The sequence below is a fragment of the Amycolatopsis eburnea genome (assembly GCF_003937945.1).
GTDB lineage: Bacteria > Actinomycetota > Actinomycetes > Mycobacteriales > Pseudonocardiaceae > Amycolatopsis > Amycolatopsis eburnea.
In genome coordinates, this window is record NZ_RSEC01000058.1 from 544,207 (window position 1) to 566,030 (window position 21,824).

Annotated in this window: 24 protein-coding genes; 11 read left to right on the top strand and 13 right to left on the bottom strand. The window is 71.0% G+C overall.

Going from position 1 to position 21,824, the window contains the following annotated elements; genetic code table 11:
• Nucleotides 1–38: 38 nt before the first annotated feature.
• Nucleotides 39–548 carry a PH domain-containing protein gene (locus tag EIY87_RS27915; RefSeq protein WP_125312825.1) on the bottom strand — a complete coding sequence of 170 codons (510 nt, stop codon included), beginning with the start codon at nt 546–548 and terminating at the stop codon, nt 39–41.
• A gap of 173 nt (nt 549–721) precedes the next feature.
• Between EIY87_RS27915 and EIY87_RS27920 the strand changes: the two genes are divergently transcribed.
• On the top strand, nt 722–1,639 hold the full coding sequence (locus EIY87_RS27920; RefSeq protein WP_125313565.1) for a proteasome assembly chaperone family protein: 918 nt from the start codon (nt 722–724) through the stop codon (nt 1,637–1,639).
• On the top strand, nt 1,639–2,376 hold the full coding sequence (locus tag EIY87_RS27925) for a class I SAM-dependent methyltransferase (protein ID WP_125312826.1): 738 nt from the start codon (nt 1,639–1,641) through the stop codon (nt 2,374–2,376). The genes EIY87_RS27920 and EIY87_RS27925 overlap by 1 nt, the downstream gene beginning before the upstream one ends.
• Here the strand turns inward: EIY87_RS27925 and EIY87_RS27930 are convergent.
• The gene (locus tag EIY87_RS27930) at nt 2,357–2,782 is read right to left on the bottom strand and encodes a MarR family winged helix-turn-helix transcriptional regulator (RefSeq protein ID WP_125312827.1); all 426 of its coding nucleotides are present in this window, start codon (nt 2,780–2,782) and stop codon (nt 2,357–2,359) included. The genes EIY87_RS27925 and EIY87_RS27930 overlap by 20 nt on opposite strands.
• Before the next feature lie 64 nt (nt 2,783–2,846).
• Here EIY87_RS27930 and EIY87_RS27935 point away from each other — a divergent pair, with 64 nt between their 5' ends.
• Both EIY87_RS27935 and EIY87_RS27940 read left to right on the top strand, forming a co-directional pair.
• Nucleotides 2,847–3,353 (top strand): PaaI family thioesterase, encoded by a 507-nt coding sequence (locus tag EIY87_RS27935; RefSeq protein ID WP_125312828.1) that lies wholly within the window; start codon nt 2,847–2,849, stop codon nt 3,351–3,353.
• 16 nt (nt 3,354–3,369) lie between these two features.
• Nucleotides 3,370–4,083, top strand: coding sequence for a class I SAM-dependent methyltransferase (locus EIY87_RS27940; protein ID WP_404800111.1), 714 nt, complete (start codon nt 3,370–3,372; stop codon nt 4,081–4,083).
• Here the strand turns inward: EIY87_RS27940 and EIY87_RS27945 are convergent.
• Nucleotides 4,080–5,066: an MCE family protein gene (locus EIY87_RS27945; protein WP_125312830.1), complete on the bottom strand. Its 987-nt coding sequence runs from the start codon at nt 5,064–5,066 to the stop codon at nt 4,080–4,082. The genes EIY87_RS27940 and EIY87_RS27945 overlap by 4 nt on opposite strands.
• Before the next feature lie 69 nt (nt 5,067–5,135).
• A complete protein-coding gene (locus EIY87_RS27950; RefSeq protein WP_125312831.1) occupies nt 5,136–6,317 on the bottom strand; it encodes an FAD-dependent monooxygenase in 1,182 nt (393 codons plus the stop codon).
• A gap of 115 nt (nt 6,318–6,432) precedes the next feature.
• On the opposite strand from EIY87_RS27950, the gene EIY87_RS27955 reads away from it, so the two are divergent.
• On the top strand, nt 6,433–7,083 hold the full coding sequence (locus EIY87_RS27955) for a TetR/AcrR family transcriptional regulator (RefSeq protein WP_125312832.1): 651 nt from the start codon (nt 6,433–6,435) through the stop codon (nt 7,081–7,083).
• Here EIY87_RS27955 and EIY87_RS27960 read toward each other — a convergent pair.
• Both EIY87_RS27960 and EIY87_RS27965 read right to left on the bottom strand, forming a co-directional pair.
• Nucleotides 7,080–7,355: a YggT family protein gene (locus tag EIY87_RS27960; RefSeq protein ID WP_125312833.1), complete on the bottom strand. Its 276-nt coding sequence runs from the start codon at nt 7,353–7,355 to the stop codon at nt 7,080–7,082. The genes EIY87_RS27955 and EIY87_RS27960 overlap by 4 nt on opposite strands.
• Before the next feature lie 90 nt (nt 7,356–7,445).
• On the bottom strand, nt 7,446–8,966 hold the full coding sequence (locus EIY87_RS27965; RefSeq protein ID WP_125312834.1) for a carbohydrate-binding protein: 1,521 nt from the start codon (nt 8,964–8,966) through the stop codon (nt 7,446–7,448).
• A gap of 230 nt (nt 8,967–9,196) precedes the next feature.
• On the opposite strand from EIY87_RS27965, the gene EIY87_RS27970 reads away from it, so the two are divergent.
• From EIY87_RS27970 to EIY87_RS27985, 4 genes are read left to right on the top strand one after another with little or no spacing between them, the layout of a single operon-like run.
• Nucleotides 9,197–9,478: a metal-sensitive transcriptional regulator gene (locus EIY87_RS27970; protein ID WP_125312835.1), complete on the top strand. Its 282-nt coding sequence runs from the start codon at nt 9,197–9,199 to the stop codon at nt 9,476–9,478.
• Between the two features lie 28 nt (nt 9,479–9,506).
• Nucleotides 9,507–9,713: a heavy-metal-associated domain-containing protein gene (locus EIY87_RS27975; protein WP_125312836.1), complete on the top strand. Its 207-nt coding sequence runs from the start codon at nt 9,507–9,509 to the stop codon at nt 9,711–9,713.
• Between the two features lie 30 nt (nt 9,714–9,743).
• Nucleotides 9,744–10,664 carry a hypothetical protein gene (locus EIY87_RS27980; RefSeq protein WP_125312837.1) on the top strand — a complete coding sequence of 307 codons (921 nt, stop codon included), beginning with the start codon at nt 9,744–9,746 and terminating at the stop codon, nt 10,662–10,664.
• Nucleotides 10,665–10,682: 18 nt separating this feature from the next.
• On the top strand, nt 10,683–12,944 hold the full coding sequence (locus EIY87_RS27985; RefSeq protein ID WP_125312838.1) for a heavy metal translocating P-type ATPase: 2,262 nt from the start codon (nt 10,683–10,685) through the stop codon (nt 12,942–12,944).
• A gap of 61 nt (nt 12,945–13,005) precedes the next feature.
• On the opposite strand, the gene EIY87_RS27990 is transcribed toward EIY87_RS27985, so the two are convergent.
• Complete coding sequence (locus tag EIY87_RS27990) at nt 13,006–13,560, bottom strand: DUF305 domain-containing protein (RefSeq protein ID WP_125312839.1); 555 nt, start codon at nt 13,558–13,560, stop codon at nt 13,006–13,008.
• 61 nt (nt 13,561–13,621) lie between these two features.
• The gene (locus EIY87_RS27995; protein ID WP_125312840.1) at nt 13,622–14,032 is read right to left on the bottom strand and encodes a DUF6153 family protein; all 411 of its coding nucleotides are present in this window, start codon (nt 14,030–14,032) and stop codon (nt 13,622–13,624) included.
• 72 nt (nt 14,033–14,104) lie between these two features.
• Between EIY87_RS27995 and EIY87_RS47750 the strand changes: the two genes are divergently transcribed.
• Nucleotides 14,105–14,248, top strand: a complete 144-nt coding sequence (locus EIY87_RS47750) for a hypothetical protein (protein WP_158641366.1) — start codon at nt 14,105–14,107, stop codon at nt 14,246–14,248.
• The gene (locus EIY87_RS28000; protein WP_125312841.1) at nt 14,245–14,931 is read left to right on the top strand and encodes a hypothetical protein; all 687 of its coding nucleotides are present in this window, start codon (nt 14,245–14,247) and stop codon (nt 14,929–14,931) included. The genes EIY87_RS47750 and EIY87_RS28000 overlap by 4 nt, the downstream gene beginning before the upstream one ends.
• 91 nt (nt 14,932–15,022) lie before the next feature.
• Here the strand turns inward: EIY87_RS28000 and EIY87_RS28005 are convergent, their stop codons facing one another.
• Genes EIY87_RS28005 through EIY87_RS28025 form a run of 5 tightly spaced genes read right to left on the bottom strand, consistent with a single transcriptional unit; the run spans nt 15,023 to nt 21,718 of the window.
• Nucleotides 15,023–16,273 carry a DUF2399 domain-containing protein gene (locus EIY87_RS28005; protein ID WP_125312842.1) on the bottom strand — a complete coding sequence of 417 codons (1,251 nt, stop codon included), beginning with the start codon at nt 16,271–16,273 and terminating at the stop codon, nt 15,023–15,025.
• Nucleotides 16,266–19,337, bottom strand: a complete 3,072-nt coding sequence (locus tag EIY87_RS28010) for a coiled-coil domain-containing protein (protein WP_125312843.1) — start codon at nt 19,335–19,337, stop codon at nt 16,266–16,268. Before EIY87_RS28010 ends, EIY87_RS28005 begins: the two co-directional genes overlap by 8 nt.
• Nucleotides 19,334–19,963 (bottom strand): hypothetical protein, encoded by a 630-nt coding sequence (locus EIY87_RS28015; protein ID WP_125312844.1) that lies wholly within the window; start codon nt 19,961–19,963, stop codon nt 19,334–19,336. The genes EIY87_RS28010 and EIY87_RS28015 overlap by 4 nt, the downstream gene beginning before the upstream one ends.
• Nucleotides 19,960–20,514 carry a hypothetical protein gene (locus EIY87_RS28020; RefSeq protein WP_125312845.1) on the bottom strand — a complete coding sequence of 185 codons (555 nt, stop codon included), beginning with the start codon at nt 20,512–20,514 and terminating at the stop codon, nt 19,960–19,962. The genes EIY87_RS28015 and EIY87_RS28020 overlap by 4 nt, the downstream gene beginning before the upstream one ends.
• On the bottom strand, nt 20,507–21,718 hold the full coding sequence (locus tag EIY87_RS28025) for a hypothetical protein (RefSeq protein ID WP_125312846.1): 1,212 nt from the start codon (nt 21,716–21,718) through the stop codon (nt 20,507–20,509). Before EIY87_RS28025 ends, EIY87_RS28020 begins: the two co-directional genes overlap by 8 nt.
• Nucleotides 21,719–21,824: the final 106 nt, after the last annotated feature.

The window sequence follows — 21,824 nt, forward strand, 5'->3', positions numbered from 1 at the left end:
CGTGCCTTCTGCGGGCGGCGTCACGACCGTCTCGGTGCTCACGTCGCGTCCCCGCGCACGGCCTGGGTCGTCTTCGTCAGCTCGTCGGCCAGCTCCAGCGCGCGATCGTGCGCCAGGCCCGAGATGCGCAGCGGCCCCGCCGCGGACGCCGTCGTCACGGTGATCTTCGCCAGGCCGAACAGCTGCTCGAACGGGTCGCGCTCGATGTCGACGGTCTGGATCCGCGAGACCGGCGCGATCCGCCACTCCTGCTTCAGCCAGCCGGCCTGGGTGTAGACGGCCTCGTCGGTGACCTCCCAGCGGTGCACGCGGTAGCGCCATTGCGGCATCACGAGCAGGTGCAGCGGCGCGAGCACGCACGAGACCACCAGCGTCACGGTCAGGAACGACGGCGGGTCGTCGCTGGTCACCACGATGACGGTCTGCAGCCCGACCAGCACGATCCAGAGGATGGCGGCGGTCGCCGTCCAGTAGCCGATGGCCCGGCGGCTGACCCGGTGCGCCGGCGGCCGCAGCCGCAGCGCCGTGTTCGCGGTGTGTTCGGTCACGGTTCAAGCGTGCCCGATCAGGGACTTGCGCGCCCACGACAGACGTCACGATGCCGATCCGGTCCGGCCTCGATCGCGTGCCGTTACGATCGGCGCCACCGTCCGTGGAATGGAATCCCCGCGCGCGTGTGTTGTGCTTGAAGGATTGTCCTATGAGCAAGCAGGAGGACCCGGTGGGACTCGATCCCGACGACCTGTACGAGGTGGACTCGGACGTCCCCGACCTGACCGGAGCGGTGCTCATGCACCACTTCGAAGGGTTCATGGACGCCGGCTCGGCGGGCCGTCTGCTGGCGGAGCACCTGCTGGCCGGCGAGCACCGGGTGGTCGCCCGCTTCGACGTCGACCGGCTGATCGACTACCGCTCGCGGCGGCCGACCATGACCTACGCGGTCGACCACTGGGAGGACTACGACGCGCCCGAGCTGGTCGTGCACCTGCTGCACGACACCGACGGCACGCCCTTCCTGCTGCTCTCCGGCCCGGAGCCGGACCACGACTGGGAGCGGTTCTGCCGCGCGGTCCGCAACCTGATCGAGCGCTGGGGCGTCCGGCTGACCGCCGGCTTCCACGGCATCCCGATGGGCGCGCCGCACACCCGCCCGCTCGGCGTCACCGCGCACGCCACCCGCCAGGACCTGGTCGGCGAGCACCAGCCGCTGCCGAACCGGCTGCAGGTCCCGGGCAGCCTCGCCGCGCTGCTGGAGTACCGGCTCGGTGAGTGGGGCCACGACGCCGTCGGCTTCGCCGCGCACGTGCCGCACTACCTGGCGCAGTCGACGTACCCGGCGGCTTCTCTGATCGTGCTCGACGCGCTGAGCCGCGCGACCGGGCTGAGCCTGGCCGAGGGCGAGCTGCGCGAGGCCGCGGAGCTGGCCGACGCGGAGATCAACCGGCAGGTCGCGGAGTCCGACGAGGTCGCCGACGTCGTCCGCGCGCTGGAGCGGCAGTACGACACGTTCGTCGAAGCTTCGGAGAAGGGGTCGCTGCTCGCGGAGTCGGTCGAGCACATGCCGACCGCGGAGGAGCTCGGCTCGCAGTTCGAGCGGTTCCTGGCCGAGCAGAACGGCGGCGACGGCACCGAGCGCTGATGGCCCGCTACGACGAGATCGGGATCGGGTACGCGCTGGGGCGCCGCACCGACCCGCGCTGGCTCGCGCCGGTCGTCGACGCACTGGGTGCCGCGCGTTCCGTGCTCGACGTCGGTTCCGGGACGGGGTCCTACGAGCCGCCGGGCCGCCGCGTGGTCGCCGTCGAACCGTCGGCGGAGATGATCCGGCAACGCCGTCCCGGTGCCGCGCCGGTCGTGCGGGCGGTCGCGGAGGCGCTGCCGTTCGCGGCCGGGACGTTCGACGCCGCGCTGGCGGTGCTGACCGTGCACCACTGGCCGGACTGGCGCCGGGGCCTCGACGAGCTGCGCCGCGTAGCGCCCCGGCAGGTCGTCCTGGCCTACGACACCGCGCTGCACAACGACTTCTGGCTCGTGCGGGAGTACGTGCCGGAGGTGGCGGCGCTCGAGCGGTCGCGCCCGTCGGCGGCGGAGATCGCGGACCACCTCGGCGCGTCGTCGGTGCTCCCGCTGCCGGTGCCGTGGGACTTCACCGACGGGGTGTTCCCGGCGCATTGGCGGCGGCCAGAGGCCTACCTGGACCCGGCGGTGCGGCGGGCCTGCTCGGCGCTCGCGCAGACGGCGCCCTCGGCCGTCGAGCGCGGGATGAAGCGCCTGCGGGCCGACCTCGAGTCCGGCCGGTGGCACGCCGACCACGCGGAGCTGCTGGCCCTCCCGGAGTGGGACGCGGGCTTCCGGCTCATGGTGGCGGCCAGCTAGCCAGCTTCCCGACCCCCTCGGCCGTCCGGCGGAAGCCGTCCTCGCCCAGCACCGCCCGCAGCCGCGCGTTGAACTCTTCGACTTCGGGCGCGACGCGGGCCAGCGCGGCCTCGCCCGCCGCGGTCAGCTCCAGGACGATCGCGCGGTGCTCGCGCGGGTGCGCGCGCTTGGCGACCAGGCCGGCGCCGGTGAGCCGGGTGACCATCGCGGTCACCGCCGACTCGCGCTGGCCGAGGCGGACGGCGAGGTCCCGCTGGGTCAAGCCGCCTTCGCGGATCGCGAAGAGGGCGCCGAGCTGGGCCGAGGTGATGCCCGCCGCGGCGGCCAGCCGGCGGTCGGCGTCCACGCGCAGGCGGTGGGCGGCCTGCTGGAGCAGGAAGAACAGGCGCTGGTCGGGTTCGGGCACGCCCCGATCTTGACAGGCGGAGGCGTCCCGCGCCATCCTCACTTCACTAGTGAAGTGAGGGGCCATGCTCGACATCGAAGCCGCCCGGCGGGGCCTGGAGAGCCAGCCGTTCAGCCGCCTCCTCGGCGCCCGGCTGACCGAGTTCGGCGACGGCGCCGCCACGCTGGAGCTGGACATCCGCGCCGAGCTCGAGCAGCAGAACGGCTACCTCCACGGCGGGGTGCTCGCCTACGCCGCCGACAACGCGCTCACCTTCGCCGCGGGCACGGTGCTCGGCCCGGCGCTGCTCACCGCCGGCTTCACGATCGACTACCTGCGCCCGGCGGTGGGGGCCACGCTGCGGGCCCGCGCCGTCGTCGTGCAGGCCGGCCGGTCGCGGGCCACCTGCCGGTGCGAGGTGTACACAGTGGACGGCGACGGTGCGGCCACGCTGTGCGCCGCCGCGCAGGGGAGTGCCCGCCTGGCGCCGGCGCGTCAGGTACCGTCCCGGGATGAACCGCGCGAAAAACCGTTCACCGGTAAGGAAAACCCTGGGCAAGCTGCTGCACGCGCTGGCCTCGAAAATGCATGACCCGTACACCGATCAGCTGAACCGGATGGCCGTCGAGCTCCGGGAAGAGATCGTCCGCCAGGGTGACCGGGTCCTCGATCGGGTGGTGGAGTTCGAGATCCGCAGCCGCCGCGACATCGTCTACGCCGGTGATCAGGACGCCGCCCTCGAGAGCAACGTCTTCGCCCGCGAGCACCTCGTCGGCGCCCGGCACTTCGGCAAGCCGAAGGAAACGCTCGAGTACGCGCTTTCCCTGGCGCCGCAAGGAGGCATGGCGCTGGAGTTCGGGGTCGCGTCCGGCAACACGCTGCGGACCATCGCCGGCGCCCGCGGCGGCCGCGAGGTCTACGGCTTCGACTCCTTCGAGGGGCTGCCCGAGGCGTGGCTCAACGGCATGCCCGCCGGCGCCTTCGCCCGCGACGACCTGCCCGACGTCCCCGGCGCCGAACTCGTCGTCGGGCTGTTCCACGACAGCCTGCCCGGGTTCCTGGCCGAGCACCCCGGGCACGTCGACTTCCTGCACGTCGACGGCGACCTCTACAGCTCCGCGAAGACCGTGCTCGACCTCTGCGGGCCGCGGCTGCGCGCGGGCAGCATCGTGCACTTCGACGAGTTCTTCAACTTCCCCGGCTGGAAGCGGCACGAGTACCGCGCCTGGACGGAGTACGTCGAGCGCACCGGCGTCGAGTTCGAGTACGTCGCCTACACCTACAGCGACAACCAGGTGACGGTGAAGATCACGAAGCCCTAGCCGTGGCAGCCTTCCTCGTTGAGCGGGCCGATCGAAGGCAGGATCAGCCCGCACAGGTAGCCGTCGATGAAGCGGCCGCTTCCTGCGATGTTGGTGCCGAGCCGGACCAGCGGCGCGAACCCCTTGATGCCGGCGGCGAGCGCGTCCTGGTTGCGCTGCAGCATCGACGTCAGCTGGTCGAGCTGGGTGAGCAGCGGGCCGACCTGTGCCTCGTTCTCGTCGATCAGCCCGGAAAGCTCGGTGGCGAGCTGCCGCGACCCGTCGAGCAGCGACGTGATGGCCTGTTCGCGGTTGCTCACCTCGGAGAGCAGCTGGTTGCCGTCGTCGAAGAGCCGCTGGACGGCGGCGTCGCGGTCGACGAGCGTCTTCGACACCACCCTGGTGTTGGCGAGCAGCGTGGCGAGCTGGTGGTCGCGGGACGCGAGGGAATCCGACAGCCGCGACAGCCCGGTGAGCGCGGCGCGGACGTCCTGCGGCGTGTTCGCGAGCGTCGCGGAAAGCGTGTCGAAGCTCTTCGCCAGCTGCCCCGTGTCGATCTTGTCCACAGTGGACGAAAGCTGGCCGAAGGCGGTGAGGATGTCGTACGGGACGCTGGTGCGGGACCGCGGGATCGGCCGCCCGGGGTCGAGCGTGGCTTCGCCTTCCGGGTCGAGCGCGAGGTACTTCTGGCCCAGCACGGTCTTGAGCCGGATCGCCGCGCCCGTCGCGTCGCCGAGCCAGGCGCCCTTGGCCTTGAAGGAAACCAGCACGTGGTCGCCGCTCAGCTCCAGGTCCGTGACGCGGCCGACCTTGACCCCGGCGATCCGGACGTCGTTGCCCGCGAACAGGCCGGCCGCTTCGCTGAATTCGGCGGAGTAGGTGGTGCCGTCGCCGAGCACGGGCAGGGACCGGACGTTCAGCGCCGTCACGACGCCCAGCGCCAGCACGGCCAGCCCGGCGATCGCCGTCCTGACGGGGGCGTCGGCGGCCCGGCGCGGTGACATGGCGTCGAGGGTGACGCACGCCACGCCGGGCCGCCAGCCGAGTCCCCCGATGAGACGAAGATCGCCGGCTCACGCGGCGGTGAGCGCGGGGTAGTCCCGGTATTCGAGCGCGTTGGCCGCGCGGTCGGTCATCCAGGTGAACACCCTGCCGAACAGCCGGGTGCTGATCATCCGGTAGGCGCGGTTGCGGCCGCGGATCTTCTCGGCGGTCAGCGGGGCCAGGAAGTTGCCCGAGCCCTTGCCGTTCTTCTGCCCGATCGTCGCCGGCTTGCGCAGCCGCTGCTCGTACTTCGCGAACGCCGTCACGTGGTCGCCGCCCGCCGCCGCGAGCTCGCCGGCCAGCACCTGCGCGCCCATCATCCCGAGCCCGGTTCCGGAGCCGCCCGGCCCGGCGCACCACGCGGCGTCGCCGAGCAGCACGACCCGGCCCTTCGCCCAGCGGTCGAGGTGGATCTGGCTGATCGAGTCGACGTAGAGGTCGTCGGCCGCGGGCAGCGCTTCGAGCAGCTTCGGCACCTCCCACCCGGTGTTCGCGAACAACCGCGTGACGAGAGCGCGCTGCTCGTCCGGGGAGCGGCGGAACTCGACGCCGTCGGCGGCGAAGACCAGGCTGACGTGCAGCTTGCCGGCCAGCCGGTGGCTGCCGACCGTCACGCCGCGGCCGGGCTCGTTGTACATGACGCTGGTGTGGTCGAGCCCGAGGTGGTTGGGCGCGGTGAAGCCGGCGATGCCGAAGCCGAGGTCGCGGCGGAAGTCCCGCTCCGGGCCGAACGCGGCGGCGCGGACGCCGGAGTGCACGCCGTCGGCGCCGACGACCAGGTCGAACTTCCGCGGCGCGCCGTGGCGGAAGGTCACCTCGACGCCGTCGGCGGTTTCGCGCAGCGCGGTGACGCGGTCGCCGAAGACGTATTCGGCGTCGTCCTTCGTGTGTTCGTAGAGGATCCGCGCGAGGTCGCCGCGGAGGATCTCGACCTCGCCGCTCCAGGCGGCGCCGGGCACGGTCAGCGCGGGCCGCGCGTCGAGGCCGAGCACGGTCTGGTCGCCCATCGCCGTCTCACAGCGGCGGATGTCGGCCAGCACGCCCATCGCGGCCAGCAGCTTGACCTGTTCGCCGCGGAAGTCGACGGCCTGGCCGCCGGGACGCAGCCCGGGAGCGGCCTCGACGACGGTGACGCGGTAGCCGCCGCGGTGCAGCCACCAGGCGGCGGACGGGCCGGCGATGCCGGCGCCGGAGACGAGCACGGTCTTCATCGGGGGTTCCTCTCGGTCGTGGTGACCCGAGGGTGCGCGGCGCCGCTGACGGTCCGCGCACGGTTCGCTGACCGTTCGCCCGGTGGGGCCGGGTTCGAGTGGCTAGCATGGCGCGGTGGACCGCTCCACCGCAGACCGGGCCCCGCAGGACGGCGACGAAGCCGTCGAGGCGCGCATCCTGGGTGCCGCCGCGCACCTCATCGCCGAGGAAGGGTTCGGCAGGCTGAAGATCGGCGCCGTCTGCGCGCGCTCCGGCTACGCGCGATCGGTCGTCTTCCAGCACTTCGGCGACAAGGAAGGGCTGGGGCGGCGGCTCGTCGAGTTCGCCGTCGAAGAGTTCACCAACTCCTACAGCGAGGCCGTCGCGGCCCGGACCGGGGCGGCCACCGCGACGCCGATGGACATGCTGCGCGCCCTGCTCGACATCATCTTCGAGCTGATCCGCACGATGCCGACGCTCAACCAGGCGTTCCTCGCGCTGTGGGGCGACGGCGCCGCGGAGTACTCGGCCCTGCGCGGCACGCTGACCGAGGCCGACCGCCGGTTCCGCTTCGCCATCGCCCAGACCGTGGCCAGTGGTGTCGCGGACGGCTCCATCACCGGCGTGCGCGACGCCGACGCGTACGCCTCGGCGCTGCTCGCCCAGCTGCGCGGCATCTCGATGCAGGCGCTGATCGACCCGGACGGCATCGACCTGCGCGGCCTGCGCGCGGAGCTGGAGAGCGGCGTCGACCGGCTGTCCGCGGGGTTCCGCGGCACGCTCTAGAGCGCGAACACGATGCTCCGCAGCACGATGACGCCGATGAAGACCAGCGTGAAGGCGAGGTCGAGCGAGATCCCGCCGATCCGCACCGGCCGCACGACCCGCCGGACCGGCCCGATCACCGGCTCGGTGGCGGCGTAGGCGAGCCCCCGCGCCCGCCGCGCCCACGGCGGCGTGTCGGCGACCACCGCGACCCAGTCCAGCACCATCCGCGCGACCAGTACCAGCAGGTACAGGCTCAGCGCGAAGCCGATCAGCGACCACAGGGCACCCATGGTTCCTCCGTTCTCCCTACCCGGAGAACGCACGGACGGACCCGGAAAGTGCCGGATCCGTCCGTTTCACAGCTTTTCACCAGGAACGTGTCACCCGAAGGTGACGACCAACCGGCCGTCCGAGGCGAAGGACCACCGCAGCGTCCCGCCGTACGACGCGCACCGGGAGCCGTTCGAGCCGGTCCAGAACTGGTTCGAGCTGTCGGCGTTCCCGGCGGTCTTGTCGTTCGACCCGTCGACGGTGAACCGGCACGAGGTGTTCGTGCGGAACACCGAGGTGCCGGTGTCGAAGGAGAAGTTGCGCTCGGCGTTGTCGATGCCGACGTTGTCGGAGACGGTCATCGTGCCGGGGTTGCTGTTGTAGGTGAACCCGTGGTGCCCGTTCCGGTAGGCGATGTCGCGCCGCACGACGTGGTTGACGGCGATCTTGTCCCCGCCGAGCTTGAAGCCGTTGCGGTCGCCGTTCGTGTTCACCGTGCCGTCGCTGAGGGTCCCGTTCGAGTAGGCGAGCGAGTCTTCGATGGTCACCGGGCCGATCGGGCCGGTGTCGGTCTTGGTGTAGAGGTCCCAGCCGTCGTCGATGTTGTGGTGCGAGACGTCGTAGCGGAAGACGTTGCCGGTGCCGGAGGTGAGCTTCGAGGCGAACCCGTCGGCGTCCTCACCGTCGGAGTCGGCGTTGTCGTGCGATTCGGAGCTGACGACGAGGTTGTTCGACGGCCACTGCTCCTTGGGGGTGTCCGACGCGATCCGCGAGATCTGCAGCCCGGAGTCGCGGTTGAAGCGGGTCACCACGCGTTCGATCACGTTGTTGCTGCCCCCGACGAAGATCCCGTTGTCCCCGGCCCGTTCGACGACGATGCCGGCGACCCTCCAGTACGACCCGTTCAGCGCGAGGCCGCGGTTGGCGGGGTCTTCGGCCATGGCGGAGAAGTTCAGGACGGGTGTCTCGCCGGCGTAGGCGGAGAGGGTCTTGCGGGCGCTCGAGGTCCCGCTGTTGGCGGGCGGGATCGTGACGGTCTGGGAGTAGCGGTAGGTGCCACCCCGCAGCGAAATCGTGCCGCCCGCGCCGATCCTGGCGATCGCGGCGGGCAGCGTCAGCGGATCGGCGAGCGTGCCGGCGGCGGAGTCCTTGCCGTCGGGGGCGGCGTAGAGGGTGGTGCCCGCCTCGGTGCCGCCGGTGGTGAACTCGGCGTAGTCGATGTTGGGCAGCCCGCCCGAGGTGGTCGGGCTGAGCCGGACGGTGCTGCTGGTGGCGGGCAGCGTGAGGGTCTGTGACGCCCAGGTCGACCAGGAGCCGGTGGCGGGGAAGGAGAGCGACTGGGTCTTGACCCCGTCGACGAGCAGGTCGGCGGCCCGGGCGCCGGTGGTGCCGTTGGCGAACCGGACGGTGACGCTTCCGGCGCTTCCGGTGGGGAACTGGACGTAGGCGCCGATGGCGTTGTCGCCGTTGCAGAACCCGGTGCCGGAGTAGCCGCTCCAGTTGCTGTCGATCGTGCCGGTGCAGGTGGCCGCTTCGGCTTCGACGCGGTGGGTGGCGGCGGCCGCGGGGGTGGCCGAGGCCGTCGCGGCGAGGAGGGCCGCGGTGGCCGCCAGTGTTGCGTATGAACTCATGCACGCCTCCTGGTGAGTGTGGTTTCAGCAGGTGAGAGCGCTCCCAGGAAACGACGGTTTCCGTTGAGGCGTACGGTATCACCGGCAATGCGGGGCTGGGGTGGGCCAACTGGGTTGTGCTGGATGAAAACGCTTTCAGCGGCGTGGTGAAAGCGCTTTCTGGACACTGCGGCGATGGCGTGAGACCCAGGTCACTTGATACGGGTACCCCCTAGGGGTACCTTGAAGGCGTGAACGGATACAGTCACGACAAGGAAGCCTTGCTGCAGCGCATGCGGCGCGTCGAGGGGCAGGTCCGCGGCATCGCCAAGATGATCGACGACGACAAGTACTGCATCGACGTCCTGACCCAGGTTTCGGCGGCGACCAAGGCCCTCGAAGCCGTCGCGCTGGGACTGCTCGACGACCACCTGCGGCACTGCGTCGCCGACGCGGCCGCGCAAGGCGGCGACGTCGCGGCCACGAAGGTCGCCGAAGCCAGCGCCGCCATCGCCCGCCTCGTCAAGTCCTGACCCCGCACACACCACGGAGGAGAACGCCATGAGCCAGACCACCTACACCGTCACCGGCATGACCTGCTCGCACTGCGTCGCCTCGGTCACCGAGGAGGTCGGCGCGATCGACGGCGTCACCGACGTCGCGGTCGACCTGCCCACCGGGGCCGTCACCGTCACCAGTGCCGAGCTCGTCGACGAAGCGCGGGTCCGCGCCGCCGTCGAGGAGGCCGGTTACACCCTCGCCGGCTAGACCGGCGACCCGGAACCGAGGGAAATTGCCATGAACACCACAGCACGGCTGGCCGTGTTCGGCGGAGCGCTCGCCCTGCTCGCGGCCGGCGGATTCGCCGTCGGGAAGACGGCAGGCCCGGTCTCGGCCGCGACCAGCGACGCCGGCCACGGCGAGACCCACGAAGGCGCCATGCCGAACCACGCGGAGATGGCGGCCGCGGACGCCTTGCCGGGCGGGCTCGCCGCCAGCAAGGACGGCTACACCTTCACCGTCGCCGACCCGGCGCCGGAACCCGGCCGGTTCTCGTTCACCATCACCGGCCCGGACGGCAAGCCCGTCACCGCCTACGACGTCGAGCACGAGAAGCGGCTCCACCTGATCGTGGTCCGGCGCGACACCGCCGGCTTCCAGCACGTCCACCCCGAGCTGGCGCCGGACGGCACCTGGAGCGTCCCGCTGACGCTGCCCGCAGCGGGCTCGTACCGGGCGTTCGCGGACTTCGCGCCCACCGGCGGGAAGCCGATGACCCTCGGCGCCGACCTGTCGGTCGCGGGGAACTACCAGCCGTCGACCCACCCGCTCAGCCGCACGGCCCAGGTCGACGGCTACACCGTCCAGCTCACCGGCGACTTGACCGCGGGGAAGACCTCGCCCCTGACCTTGAGCGTGAGCCGCGGCGGCGTTCCGGTCACCGACCTGCAGCCGTACCTCGGCGCCTACGGGCACCTGGTCGCGCTGCGCGAAGGCGACCTCGCCTACCTGCACGTCCACCCCGACGGCGAACCGGGCGACGGCAGGACGCCCGCCGGACCGCAGGTGAAGTTCGCCGCCGAGGTCCCCAGCGCCGGGACCTACCGGTTGTTCCTCGACTTCAAGCACGGCGACGTCGTCCGGACCGCCGAGTTCACCCTCACGACCGCCGGCACCCCGGCGCCGGCTTCGGCGCCCGCCGACGGCCACGGCCACTGACCGCGGAAGGAGACGATCATGACCAGCACCACGGCCGCACCCGGCCCGGTGACCGAGATCGAACTCGCGATCGGTGGCATGACCTGCGCGTCCTGCGCCAACCGCGTCGAACGCAAGCTCAACAAGCTCGAGGGCGTCACGGCTTCGGTCAACTACGCCACGGAGAAGGCGCGCGTGCACGCGCCCGAGGGCGTCGACCCGGCCACCCTGGTGGCCACGGTCGAGGCCGCCGGGTACCGCGCGACGCTGCCCCAGCCCGAGAAGGCCGCCAGCGAGCCCGAGTCCGAAGAGGATCCGACGCGGCCGTTGCGGCAGCGCCTGCTCACCAGCGCGCTGCTCGCGGTCCCGGTGATCCTCCTGGCCATGGTGCCTGCGCTGCAGTTCACGTACTGGCAGTGGATTTCGCTGACGCTGGCCGCGCCGGTGGTCACCTGGGGCGCGTGGCCGTTCCACCGGGCGGCGTGGACGAACCTCCGGCACGGCGCCGCGACCATGGACACGCTGGTGTCGATGGGCGTGCTGGCCGCGTTCGCGTGGTCGCTGTGGGCGCTGCTGTTCGGCACCGCGGGCACCCCGGGGATGGTGCACCCGTTCGAGCTGACGATCGCGCCCTCGGACGGCGCGGGCAACATCTACCTCGAGGTCGCCGCCGGCGTCACGACGTTCATCCTGGCCGGGCGCTACTTCGAGGCACGCTCGAAGCGCCGCGCCGGGGCCGCGCTGCGGGCGCTGCTGGAGCTGGGAGCGAAGGAAGTCGCCGTGCTGCGCGACGGCCGCGAAGTCCGGATCCCGACGGCCGAACTGGCCGTGGGCGACCGGTTCGTCGTGCGGCCCGGCGAAAAGATCGCCACCGACGGCGTCGTCGAAGAGGGCAAGTCCGCCGTGGACGCCTCGATGCTCACCGGCGAATCGGTGCCGGTCGAAGTCGGTGAAGGCGACGCCGTCACCGGCGCGACCGTCAACGCCGGCGGACGGCTGGTCGTGCGGGCCACCCGGGTCGGGGCGGACACGCAGCTGGCGCAGATGGCCAAGCTCGTCGAGGACGCCCAAAGCGGCAAGGCGGACGTGCAGCGCCTGGCCGACCGCGTGTCCGGGGTGTTCGTGCCCATCGTCATCGGCCTGGCCGTGGCGACGCTCGGGTTCTGGCTCGGCAGCGGCGTCGGAACCGCGGCGGCGTTCACGGCCGCGGTCGCGGTGCTGATCATCGCCTGCCCGTGCGCGCTCGGCCTGGCGACGCCGACGGCGTTGCTGGTCGGCACCGGCCGGGGTGCCCAGCTCGGCGTGCTGATCAAGGGCCCGGAGGTGCTGGAGTCGACCCGCCGCGTCGACACCGTCGTGCTCGACAAGACCGGCACGGTCACCGCCGGGCGGATGACCCTGGTCGGCGTCCACGTCGCCGAGGGCGTCGACGAGGCGGAGCTGCTGCGGCTGGCCGGGGCGTTGGAAAACGCTTCCGAGCACCCGATCGCCGCGGCCATCGCCCGGGGCGCGCGGGAACGCGTCGAGCTGCCCGCCGTCGAGGACTTCACGAACGTGGAAGGTCTTGGCGTGCAAGGGATCGTCGACGGGCACGCGGTCCTCGTCGGCCGCACGGCGTTGCTGGAGGACTGGAGCCAGCCGGTGCCGCCGGACCTCGCCGCGGCGAAGGCCGAGGCCGAATCGCGGGGCCACACCGCGGTGGCGGTGGCCTGGGACGGCGCGGCCCGCGGCGTCCTGGTGGTCGCCGACACGGTCAAGCCGACGTCGGCTGAAGCGATCGCGCAGCTGCGTCGGCTTGGCCTGACCCCGGTGCTGCTGACCGGCGACAACGCGGCGGTGGCCGCGGCGGTCGCGGCCGAGGTCGGGATCGACGAGGTGATCGCGGAGGTGCTGCCCGCGGACAAGCTCGACGTCGTCAAGCGGCTGCAGGACGAGGGCAAGGTCGTCGCGATGGTCGGCGACGGCGTCAACGACGCACCCGCACTCGCACAGGCCGACCTCGGGCTGGCCATGGGCACCGGCACGGACGTCGCGATCGAGGCGAGCGACATCACGCTGGTCCGCGGCGACCTGCGCGCGGTGGCCGACGCGATCCGGCTGTCCCGGCGGACGTTGCGCACGATCAAGGGCAACCTGTTCTGGGCGTTCGCGTACAACCTGGCGGCGCTGCCGCTGGCCGCGGCCGGGCTGCTGAACCCGATGATCGCGGGCGCGGCGATGGCGTTCAGCTCGGTGTTCGTCGTGGGCAACAGCTTGCGGCTGCGGGGGTTCAGGTCCGAATCAGCGGCGACGGCGAGCTGACCGCTACCGCGAGCACCCGGTCCTCGCCGGGGCGGCAGCTCACCGCCCCGGCGAGCCGTGATCAGCCCTGGGTGAGCAGGCCCCGCATCTCGGTGATCTCCGCCTGCTGGGCGTCGACGATCTTCTGGGCCAGCGCCTTCGCGTCGGCGTTGCTGCCCTGGGAAAGCTCGGTCCTGGCCATGTCGACCGCGCCCTGGTGGTGCTTGATCATCATGTCCAGCCACATCTTGTCGAACTCCGCGCCCTTGGCGGCTTCGAGCTTCTTCACGTCGTCGCCGGACATCATCCCGGGCATCGACTCGTGGCTCATGCCCGGCATGCCCGCGCCCCAGCTGCTCAGCCAGCCCTGCATCTGCTGGATCTCGGGGTCCTGAGCCTTCGCGATGCGGCTCGCGAGATCGACCACCTTCGGGTTGGTGCTCCGCGATGGGACCAGCTTCGCCATGTCCAGCGCCTGGCTGTGGTGCGGGACCATCTGCTGGGCGAAGGTCACGTCGCCGGCGTTGTGGCCGGCGGCCGCCTGTGCGGAGGTGTGGTCCATCCCGGACATGGAGTCGTTGCTGCTGCAGGCGCCGAGAAGCAGGGCGGAGGCGAGGGCGATGACGATTTTGCGCATGACAAATCCTTCTCTGTGTTGCGTGGGTGAATTCGACGAAGCCGTTGACGGGCCGGGTCGATCACGTGCGCAAGATGCAGAGGGACGTCAGGATTCCGCGGCCGCCTCTGTCCGGCGGACGCCCGCGGCGCGGCGAGCCGCGAAGGCCCGTGAACCGGGGGAAGGTCGTGTTCAGCCACGAAAGCCCGAGGAACGCGGCCAGGGCGAGCAGGAGTGCCCCGGCCGCGTACAGCACGGCCAGGCACAGGTGGAGCAGGTCGTTCGGCATGCCCGGATGGTGCTCACCGGCTCCGCCGTCCGGCGCGGCGACTGCCATTTCCGGCTCGAAGCCGGGAGCGACGTGCGCGGTGGCGGTCGCCGCGGCGTCACCCATGCCGTGGGACAGGCTGACGTGGTGCATGGCGAGGACGCACACGGCGAGGGCGCACAGCAGGAGGACCTGCTGCACGTTGCCGAGCCGGGTCTTCGTCACCGCGCCACCGTAGCAATCGAGTTCGCAGGTGCGAGCAGACCCGAACCGTGAAAACAAGAAAGGGAGGACGTCGTGTCCGACATCTCTCCCGTTCTTGCGGTGCCCTCGGCAGGATTGCCGGAGGATGGGAACGGGTCTGACCAGGGGCTTTACGTCGGCACCCTGGTGGTCGAGGCGAGCTTCGAGCTTCCGGCCGCCGGTGGGAGTTCGACGTGAACGCCAACTCGCAGGCAGTTGCTCGGTTTGTCACGACCACGATGGGCCTGGTCATCGGGCTGACCTTCCTGTTCGGGTTCGGGAACGTGCTGAACCTGGCGTTGAAGCTGCAGGTGCCGGTGTTCGTGGCGCCACTGGTGGCACCCGCTGTCGACTTGACGGTGCTGGGGTTGCTCGTCGGTACACGGCATCTGGCCCTGTCCGGGGCTGGCGATGATGTTCTGCGGTCGGCGCGGCGGCTGCTGCTGGCGGCGAGCGCCGTGACCCTGCTGTTGAACGTTGCCGACCCGGTGTTCGCTGGTCAGTGGGGTAAGGCCGCGTTCGACTCGGTCGGCCCGCTCCTGCTGATCGGTTGGGCAGAAGCTGGTCCGGGCCTCCTCCGTGCGCTGGCCGCGGCGAGTGCCGATCTGCGATCAACGCCGGTAGTCGGGTCTTCTCCCAGGAACCTGGTGAGTGGCAGCCTCGAGCAGGAGGCACCGGAAGCACGCGGGGGCGCCGACCTTCGCGGAGAACTCATCGAGCGCGCCCGGCAGGCGGACGCCGAACACTGGCGGCGTTACCGGCGCCCGATCTCTGCGGAGAATCTGCGGAAGCAGCTTCGGGTCGGCGCGGTGACGTCGCGGGATCTTGTCGCGGTGGTGCGGCTGGAGAACGCGCCAGCAGGTGCGACTTGCCATCCGTGATCGGTTACCGGGAGGCCTCGGATCGGTGTCCCGGTGTACGTGGAACCGCTGGTGGCGCTCGCTGTCGATTCCCAGGTGACGAGGGCGGCAGTCATGATCCGAGGATTGCGTTGAGCGCCGCTCGGATGGTCGCTTCCTGTTCGACGGGGTAACCGCGGTCGAGGCACGCTCCGGCGAACCGGGCGATCGGATCCGGCCCTTCGGCCAGCGCGGTGAGGCCATCGATGCTTGCTCTGCCGAATGGTGATCGCGCAGGGTGGGCATGAGCGCCGGCATCGACGATCAGCACATCCGGCTGGCCGGTCAACGCCGTGACGATCCGGTTCGCGATGCGGACACCGCCGAGGTCGGCATCGGTCGCCACGATCACGTGCTCGACACCGGCGGCGAGCTTCGCGATGAGGCCGACGACCACCTCAGCGGGCTGCCCCGCACACCACGTCACCGCGACCTCGGGGAAGCGGTCGCACACCGCCTCGGCCGCCTGCAGGTTTTCGATCACGGCCATCGTCGGGGTGCCGCCGACGATCGCGGGAGCGAGCAGAGACAAGCCGGTGGCGCGGAACCGGACCGGTCCGGCCAGGCCCGCAAGAGAGAACTCCTGTCCGTTCGGGTCCTGAACGACCATCGGGCCGCCGAGACCGAGGTACGGGCTCCGGAGCACGCCGAGTGCCAGCAGGGTGCTCTGCTGGACGCCGCACGCGGCCAGGATGTCCGCGGCGTCCTCGCGGTCCTTCGTGCCGTCGAAGTGGGCTTGGCTGAAGGCGCGCGGGCCGTCGTGGGTGATGCCGTCGGCGAGGTCTTCAGCGGCGTGGACGAGGACGGCCAACCGCGCGTTCGCCGACGGATTGCTCGTCAGCGCCTGCGCCAGCCCCGGATCGATCGCCACGACACGCCCGGCCGCGGCTTCCGCGCGAGACCGCCAAGTTTCAACGCGGTTCTGTTCGTGATCCTCGCGGGTTCGCCGGTGGGTGTCCCAGGCAGCTGTGAGATCCCAGCGTCGTACGGCGTCGATGCGGAGGTCTTCGCCGACCGAGCACAGGACGTCAACGACTCCTGCCGCCGTCAGGTGCAGCACCATGTCTCGCGCAGCGGCTCCGAAGCGCCGCTCGAGGGAACTCCAGTACCTCCGGGAGCTGGCGAGGACCCACTTCAGGTCGTTGGCCGCGATGCCGTCGATGGGCGTTCCCGGCGTGACGCCGGTACCGCCGGACGTGAGCCGGACGTGCGTCGTTTTCGTCCGGCCGCGCCGGTCTCGGGGAATGCTGCCGTCTTTGCGTGCGAAGGCCGTGGCGACGACTCCGGCAGGCAGACCGCCGATCGGGATGCGCTGGTCAGACAAGGGACCGTCCGGCGGTGAGCCAGTCGCGCACGAGCTCGACGCGTTCGCCGTTCGCGTCGTAGCCCCAGACGCGGGTCGGCTGGTTGTAGGCCTCAGTGTGTGCTTGGTGGCAGAACCAGAGGATCTCCCCGCACACCCCGGCGGCGTCGCCGATCACCGAGTCCTGGCACGTGCCGAGGATCGTGACCTGCTGCTGCGCGGCCACTTCGTTGAGGTCCCGCAGCACGTCCTTGCGGTTGACGTCGCCGAGGCTGTTGCCGAGTTCGTCCAGTACCAGGACCCGGCCCCGGGCGCCGTCCGCGGCGAGGAGCGCGGCCAGCACGAGCTGGATGGCGAAGACCTTCACCTGCGCCCCGTTCGCGACTTCGCGGTAGGAGACCATCCCGCCGGAGGGCGACCGCCGCCATCGGGGTGAGACCTCCCAGGTCCACGGGGAGGTGGCAGTCGGCGGTCGGATCTGGGTGACGCGCAGCTCGGCACCGAAGCCACCGCGAGCTCGGTTGAGCCGGTCGAGGGCCTTGCTGATCTTGTCGAGGGAGGCTTCGAGCCGGCTGCTGATCGCGTCCTGGAGCCGTTCCATCTCCTCGTCCAGTGCCGTGGTTTCGGCGGTCATCTCCTCGATCTGGGTGGCTCGTTCCCGCTGCGACCGCACGATGCGGTCTTCCAGGATGCGGTCCGAGTCCTTGCGCGAGTCGAGCAGGTCCCGCAGCGGCTGGGCGATGCTCGTGAAGTCCGAGTCGCGCGCGGCGACCCCTGACTCGCCGTCGGCGAAGCGCTGTCGCCGTTCCTTGGCTTCGGCAAGCTCGGCTGGGACGCGCGGAGACGCATCCAGGTAGGCGTCGAGGGCTTCTTTGAGCTTTTCCGCCGCACGGTGCCGCAGGGATCGTGGCCGCAATGCCCGGACGCGGTCCGGTTGTGCGTCCAGCAATTCCGCAGCGGCATCCGGGGTATCAGCCCACCCAACCAGCCAATAGGAGACGTTGAGGTTGTCCCGTTCGGTTCGCCGCTGCCCGAGTTTGTCCCGGATCCCACGCAGCTCCCGGTCGAGCTGGTCCACTGCTGCCGCTGCGGCATTGACCTGCAGCTGATGGCTTTGCACGGCAGTCGCGGCCGCGAGCCACGCTTTTTGCGCCTCGTCGACGGCCGAGTGCAACGCCTCCAGAGCGGTATCCAGCTCGGCAATGACTGCTTGCAAGGCGCGTTCTTCTTCAGCCATCGAGTCCAGTTCGGCGGCGGCTTTGGCGGCGCCGAGGGCTTCGCGTGCTGCGTCGAGGGCCAGCGCCGCCGTCCCTTGCGCGATGCGGGCTTCCTCGAGTTCTGCCGTGGTGCGTTGGACTTTTCGTTCCGCTGCGGCGACGCGAGCGGCTCGTCCGGCGATTTCTTCGTCGAAGCGGCCGATGACGGCTTCGCCGAGTGCCGAGTCGACCGCTCGTTCGGGTGCGGTCACGAAGTCGGTCCTGGCCTCGAGGGTGTTCAGGAACCGGGCCACCGGCACGTCGGCGGTGACGCCCTCGGGCAGCCGCGCCGGGAGTGCGGTGAGCGCCGCGTCGGCAACGACGACGCTGATGCCGGGGAAAGTCCCGATCAGTCCCAGCGCCGCTGCCTCGTCATCCGGGCCGACCACCACGGCATGACGGTGCGGCCACAAGCGCGGCTCCCACGATGCACGTACTTCCGAAGCCAGCGTGATCTCGTCGAGCAGCAACGCCGCCGGGATGTCCCGCGAGCGCAGCCGGGCGAGCGCCGCGCCGGCCGGGCCGCCGTCGCCCGCCCGTGCCGCATTCAGCTCCGCTTCTGCCTCGCGGACCCGTTGCTCGGCCTCTCGGCGATCGACCCGCGCCTGGGCGAGATCTTCTTCAGCCGCACCGACGGCTTCCGCGGCGACCTCGACGGTAATGCCGGTCCACGCGTCTCTGAGCGGTAGAAGTTCACCCCGCCGGTCCGCCAGGGCACGAAGCTTCGAAGCGGTTTCCCCGCGCTCGTCCCGGCGAACACCGAGGCGCTCTTGCGCCTGCCCGAGTGCGGATTGGGCGTCCTCCAACTGTTCCGCGAGGTTCTGCCGGCCACGGAGGGTGTCCAGCTCGTCTTGTGCCGTCTCTCGCTGCCCATCGAGCTCCTCGACGCTCTGCTCGAGTTCCCCGATCATCTCGGCCAGTTCGGCGTCCTTCGTGCTCACCTCCAGGAAGCCGCGAGCGAAATGCAGCCGCCACATGTGCTCGCCTTCGGCCAGGTGCTGCCGTGACCGCTCGCGGTCTTGGACGGCTTCGAGGTCGGCTTGCTCGTCCACGCGAGCCCGTGCATCAGCCTCTTGGCGTTCCGCGAGGGAAGACTTCTGCTCGGCGAGCCGTCGACGCTGTTCGGCCTCGGTTTCCAGGAGACGCTGCCGTCCGGTGAGTTCGATGAGGGCTTCGCCGATTCTGGCCGGCGTCATTTCCGTCATCTGCTGGGACAGCAGGGACGGAGCTGACGGTCGCATGGGGGTGTCGAGGTAGGCCATGCAGCGCGGTGCGTCGCCGTAGAGGTCCGTGGCGAACCGCTTGGGTCCCAGCTCCTGAGCCCGGGGCATGGCCTCCCAAAGACCGTCGGCCAGTACGTCGCGTTCGAGGTCGCTGTCCGCGATCGCGACGTGCAACCCGGATGTCCAGCGCACCTTGAGGTACGGCGTCATCGCGGCGATGCGGACCCAGACGGTCAGCGCGGTCCGCGCGGGATCGGCGGGGTCGGCGAAGACACCCACGACGTAGCCGCGGTCGGCTTGGGCGTACCTGTGCGTCGGGTCCAGGCCCGCCGATTCGGGCTTGAACAGCAGGTTGGCGGCGTACTGCGAGCCGTTCGCCTCCAGCCGCCACTGGGCCTCGCCGAGCAGCAGGGACACGGCGGCGAGGAAGGACGTCTTGCCCGAGCCGTTGGAATCGCCCTTGGGGCCCTGGCCGGATACCGCGACGAACGTCCCCGGAACCAGCGGCATCGCGTGCGTGGTCAGCCGCGCGATGTCGAAGGTCTGCACGGCGACCAGGTGCCGATCGCCGACGATGCCGGTCCCTGCCGTGGGTGCGTCGGTCATGGCTTCTCCTGCTTCGTGTGCTCGTTCCGGGCGACCCGGCGACGTCGGATGACGTCCCCCATGACGCCGTCGGGCTGGGCCAGGAGAATGAGGTTCTCCCACAGTTGCGCGGAAACCCGGGGGGTGAGCCGGGCGAACTGGGGTCCCGGGAGGATGCTCCGGCGGGCGCCGTAGCGCAGGATCCCGGCGTTGCGCAGCCGCTGGACGGAGCCGCGGATCCTCGACTCGGGGACCTGGGACAGCACGAGGTCCTGCTTGCGGACGGGTTCGGCGTCGAGCCAGGAGTCGCTTCGCAGGCGTCCGGCCGCGCGGGGGATCGCGACGCAGTGCAGCAGGACCAAGGCCAGTACCGCGCGGTCGTCCGGAGGCAGGACTCCTGCGCCTTCGGCGGCCAGCTGCCGTCCGATGTCGTCCTCGTACCCGGAGAGGAACCCGTCTCCGACCTTCAGCAGGACGCGACCCTGGGCGCGCAGGCACCGGTCCAGGGTCGCGCGCAGCGCCGGGTCGAGGAGGCCGCGGAACCCATCGGGCGGCACCGGCTGGTCGGCGGTCTCCACCGCCGCGAGCGCGGCCAAGACGTCGACCTGCCGACCGACCGGCAGGTCGCTCAGCGCCATCCCGGTCATTGGGGCTCCTCGAGCCGCGGGAGGCGGTCGTACACCGATCGCACCGCCGTGACCTGCTCCTCCGACCAGAGCGCGACCGCGGGGCCGAGCCGGACTTCCGAACCGTCGATGGAGAGCAGGCGCGCATCGTCGAGTCGTCGGAGCGCGCCCTTGCTGTGGCGGCGGGCGGCGGCCCCACCCTCGACCGCGGACGCGGTGATGGGGCCTAGGGCGGCGACGGCGGCGAGAATGATGTCCTCCTCGGCTGCGCTGCCGGGAAAAGGGTGCTCGGATCGGTCCGGCCAGCACGCGCCGAGCACCGCGGCGAAGGTCAGCAGGACGACCTGCGACGTCTTCGTCCGTTCGACACCGGTGTCCCCGCCCGCCACGGGTTCGACGCCGTCCCACCAGCCGAGCATGACCACCGGGAGCCGGCCGGGTACCACGGCTTCCACCAGTCGTCGTCCGGCATCAGCGGCTTGCCGGTGCCAGGCAGCCGGCACCTGCGCGGTCAGCGGTATCTGCCCGGTTGCCCGCATCCGGGCCAAGGCCAGCGCTCCCGGCTCAGCCATGGTCGGCCTCCTCCGCGAGTTCGACAGCTTGCTCCAGGGGCTCGGTGAGGCGGTAGGCCGTCACCGGTGTCAGGTGCGTGACCGGACCATCGGGCTCGACGAGGAGCTCATCACTCAACCGCACGCGGTAGGGCAGGTCCGGGTCGGCGTGGATGGCGAGCAGCTCGACGAGGATGGTGGCGAGCCCGGGCCAGCCAGCCGCTCGGAGACTGCTGGTCAAGTCGACCTCCGCGCGGCCCTGCAGGTGCAGCTCGGCCGCCCGTGCTCGCCGGGTCCGGGCCGCTTCCGCTCGCTCTTCGACCCGAAGCATCGGATCCGGACCAGGTGGCGGATCGGCCGGCCGGGGCGGACGGCGCCGGATCGCCGCGCGGGGCCGGAACCCGGCGACGCCCTCGGCGACCACAGCGGGATCCAGCCACGGGGCCGGCGGGTCGAACACCGCGCTTGCGAAGACCTCGGCCAGCTCGTCGAGCGACGCCACGCGAGCGGCTTCCAGGTACTCCTCCGGATCGAGCAACGAGAAGTCGCGCGCCGCGGCACCTTCGTCGAGCAACCGGCCCACGAACTGCTCGCGGGCGCCGACGTAGCGCTGGGTTTCCACGACGAGCCGGTATGCCTCCGGATCCAGAGCTGGGAACGCGTCTTTGACCTGCTCGTTCAGGGTGAAGACGTCGTCCATCAGGGCGGCGTGCCGGTGGTGCTTGCGTTCGGAGATGAGCTCGGACAGCGGGCTGGCGACGACCATTCTGAGCAGTTCGTCCGCCGAGATCGTCATCATGCGGCGTGCTTGGAGCAGTGCGTTCCGGATCTCGGTGACGGTGGCGCGCCCGGACGCCAGTGCGGCCCGGGTCCGGTCCAGCAAGGTGACCAGTTCGTCGACCCCGCCGCGCTCGCTGAGGCGCTCGAACACCAGCAAGCCGGCGGCGCTCGTCGGGTTGAACACGTAACGTTGCTGGTGCGACTTTTCGAAGTGCGGACGCAGCATTCCGAGCTTGCAGAACAGCTCGAACCGGCTCTGGAACGCGCTTTCGGAGCAGACTTCCGCGCACGCGTCCGCCAGCTGGGCGCGCGTGAGCCCGCCGATCGCGTCTTGGTCGCCGAAGGCCGCGTACACCGCGCGCGCGACCTCGATCAGCTCTGCCTCGTCGACGACCGCGCCGGCGTTCGCGGCGATCGGTGCGACTAACGCGGAAACGCGGAGCAAGAAAGCTGCTTGCTCCGCGTCGTCATGGTGATCGAACAACGAGGTCGCCACGCCCTCCGGAGTCGGAGCCAACGGACGCGGTGTTACGGGACGACACGAAAAAGTG

Excerpts from the sequence above, each read along its gene's own strand:
- EIY87_RS27925 (WP_125312826.1), top strand. The coding sequence starts at position 1,639 with ATGGCCCGCTACGACGAGATCGGGATCGGGTACGCGCTGGGGCGCCGC.
- EIY87_RS27935 (WP_125312828.1), top strand. The coding sequence starts at position 2,847 with ATGCTCGACATCGAAGCCGCCCGGCGGGGCCTGGAGAGCCAGCCGTTC.
- EIY87_RS27945 (WP_125312830.1), bottom strand. The coding sequence starts at position 5,066 with ATGTCACCGCGCCGGGCCGCCGACGCCCCCGTCAGGACGGCGATCGCC.
- EIY87_RS27950 (WP_125312831.1), bottom strand. The coding sequence starts at position 6,317 with ATGAAGACCGTGCTCGTCTCCGGCGCCGGCATCGCCGGCCCGTCCGCC.
- EIY87_RS27960 (WP_125312833.1), bottom strand. The coding sequence starts at position 7,355 with ATGGGTGCCCTGTGGTCGCTGATCGGCTTCGCGCTGAGCCTGTACCTG.
- EIY87_RS27965 (WP_125312834.1), bottom strand. The coding sequence starts at position 8,966 with ATGAGTTCATACGCAACACTGGCGGCCACCGCGGCCCTCCTCGCCGCG.
- EIY87_RS27975 (WP_125312836.1), top strand. The coding sequence starts at position 9,507 with ATGAGCCAGACCACCTACACCGTCACCGGCATGACCTGCTCGCACTGC.
- EIY87_RS27980 (WP_125312837.1), top strand. The coding sequence starts at position 9,744 with ATGAACACCACAGCACGGCTGGCCGTGTTCGGCGGAGCGCTCGCCCTG.
- EIY87_RS27985 (WP_125312838.1), top strand. The coding sequence starts at position 10,683 with ATGACCAGCACCACGGCCGCACCCGGCCCGGTGACCGAGATCGAACTC.
- EIY87_RS27990 (WP_125312839.1), bottom strand. The coding sequence starts at position 13,560 with ATGCGCAAAATCGTCATCGCCCTCGCCTCCGCCCTGCTTCTCGGCGCC.
- EIY87_RS28010 (WP_125312843.1), bottom strand. The coding sequence starts at position 19,337 with ATGACCGACGCACCCACGGCAGGGACCGGCATCGTCGGCGATCGGCAC.
- EIY87_RS28015 (WP_125312844.1), bottom strand. The coding sequence starts at position 19,963 with ATGACCGGGATGGCGCTGAGCGACCTGCCGGTCGGTCGGCAGGTCGAC.
- EIY87_RS28020 (WP_125312845.1), bottom strand. The coding sequence starts at position 20,514 with ATGGCTGAGCCGGGAGCGCTGGCCTTGGCCCGGATGCGGGCAACCGGG.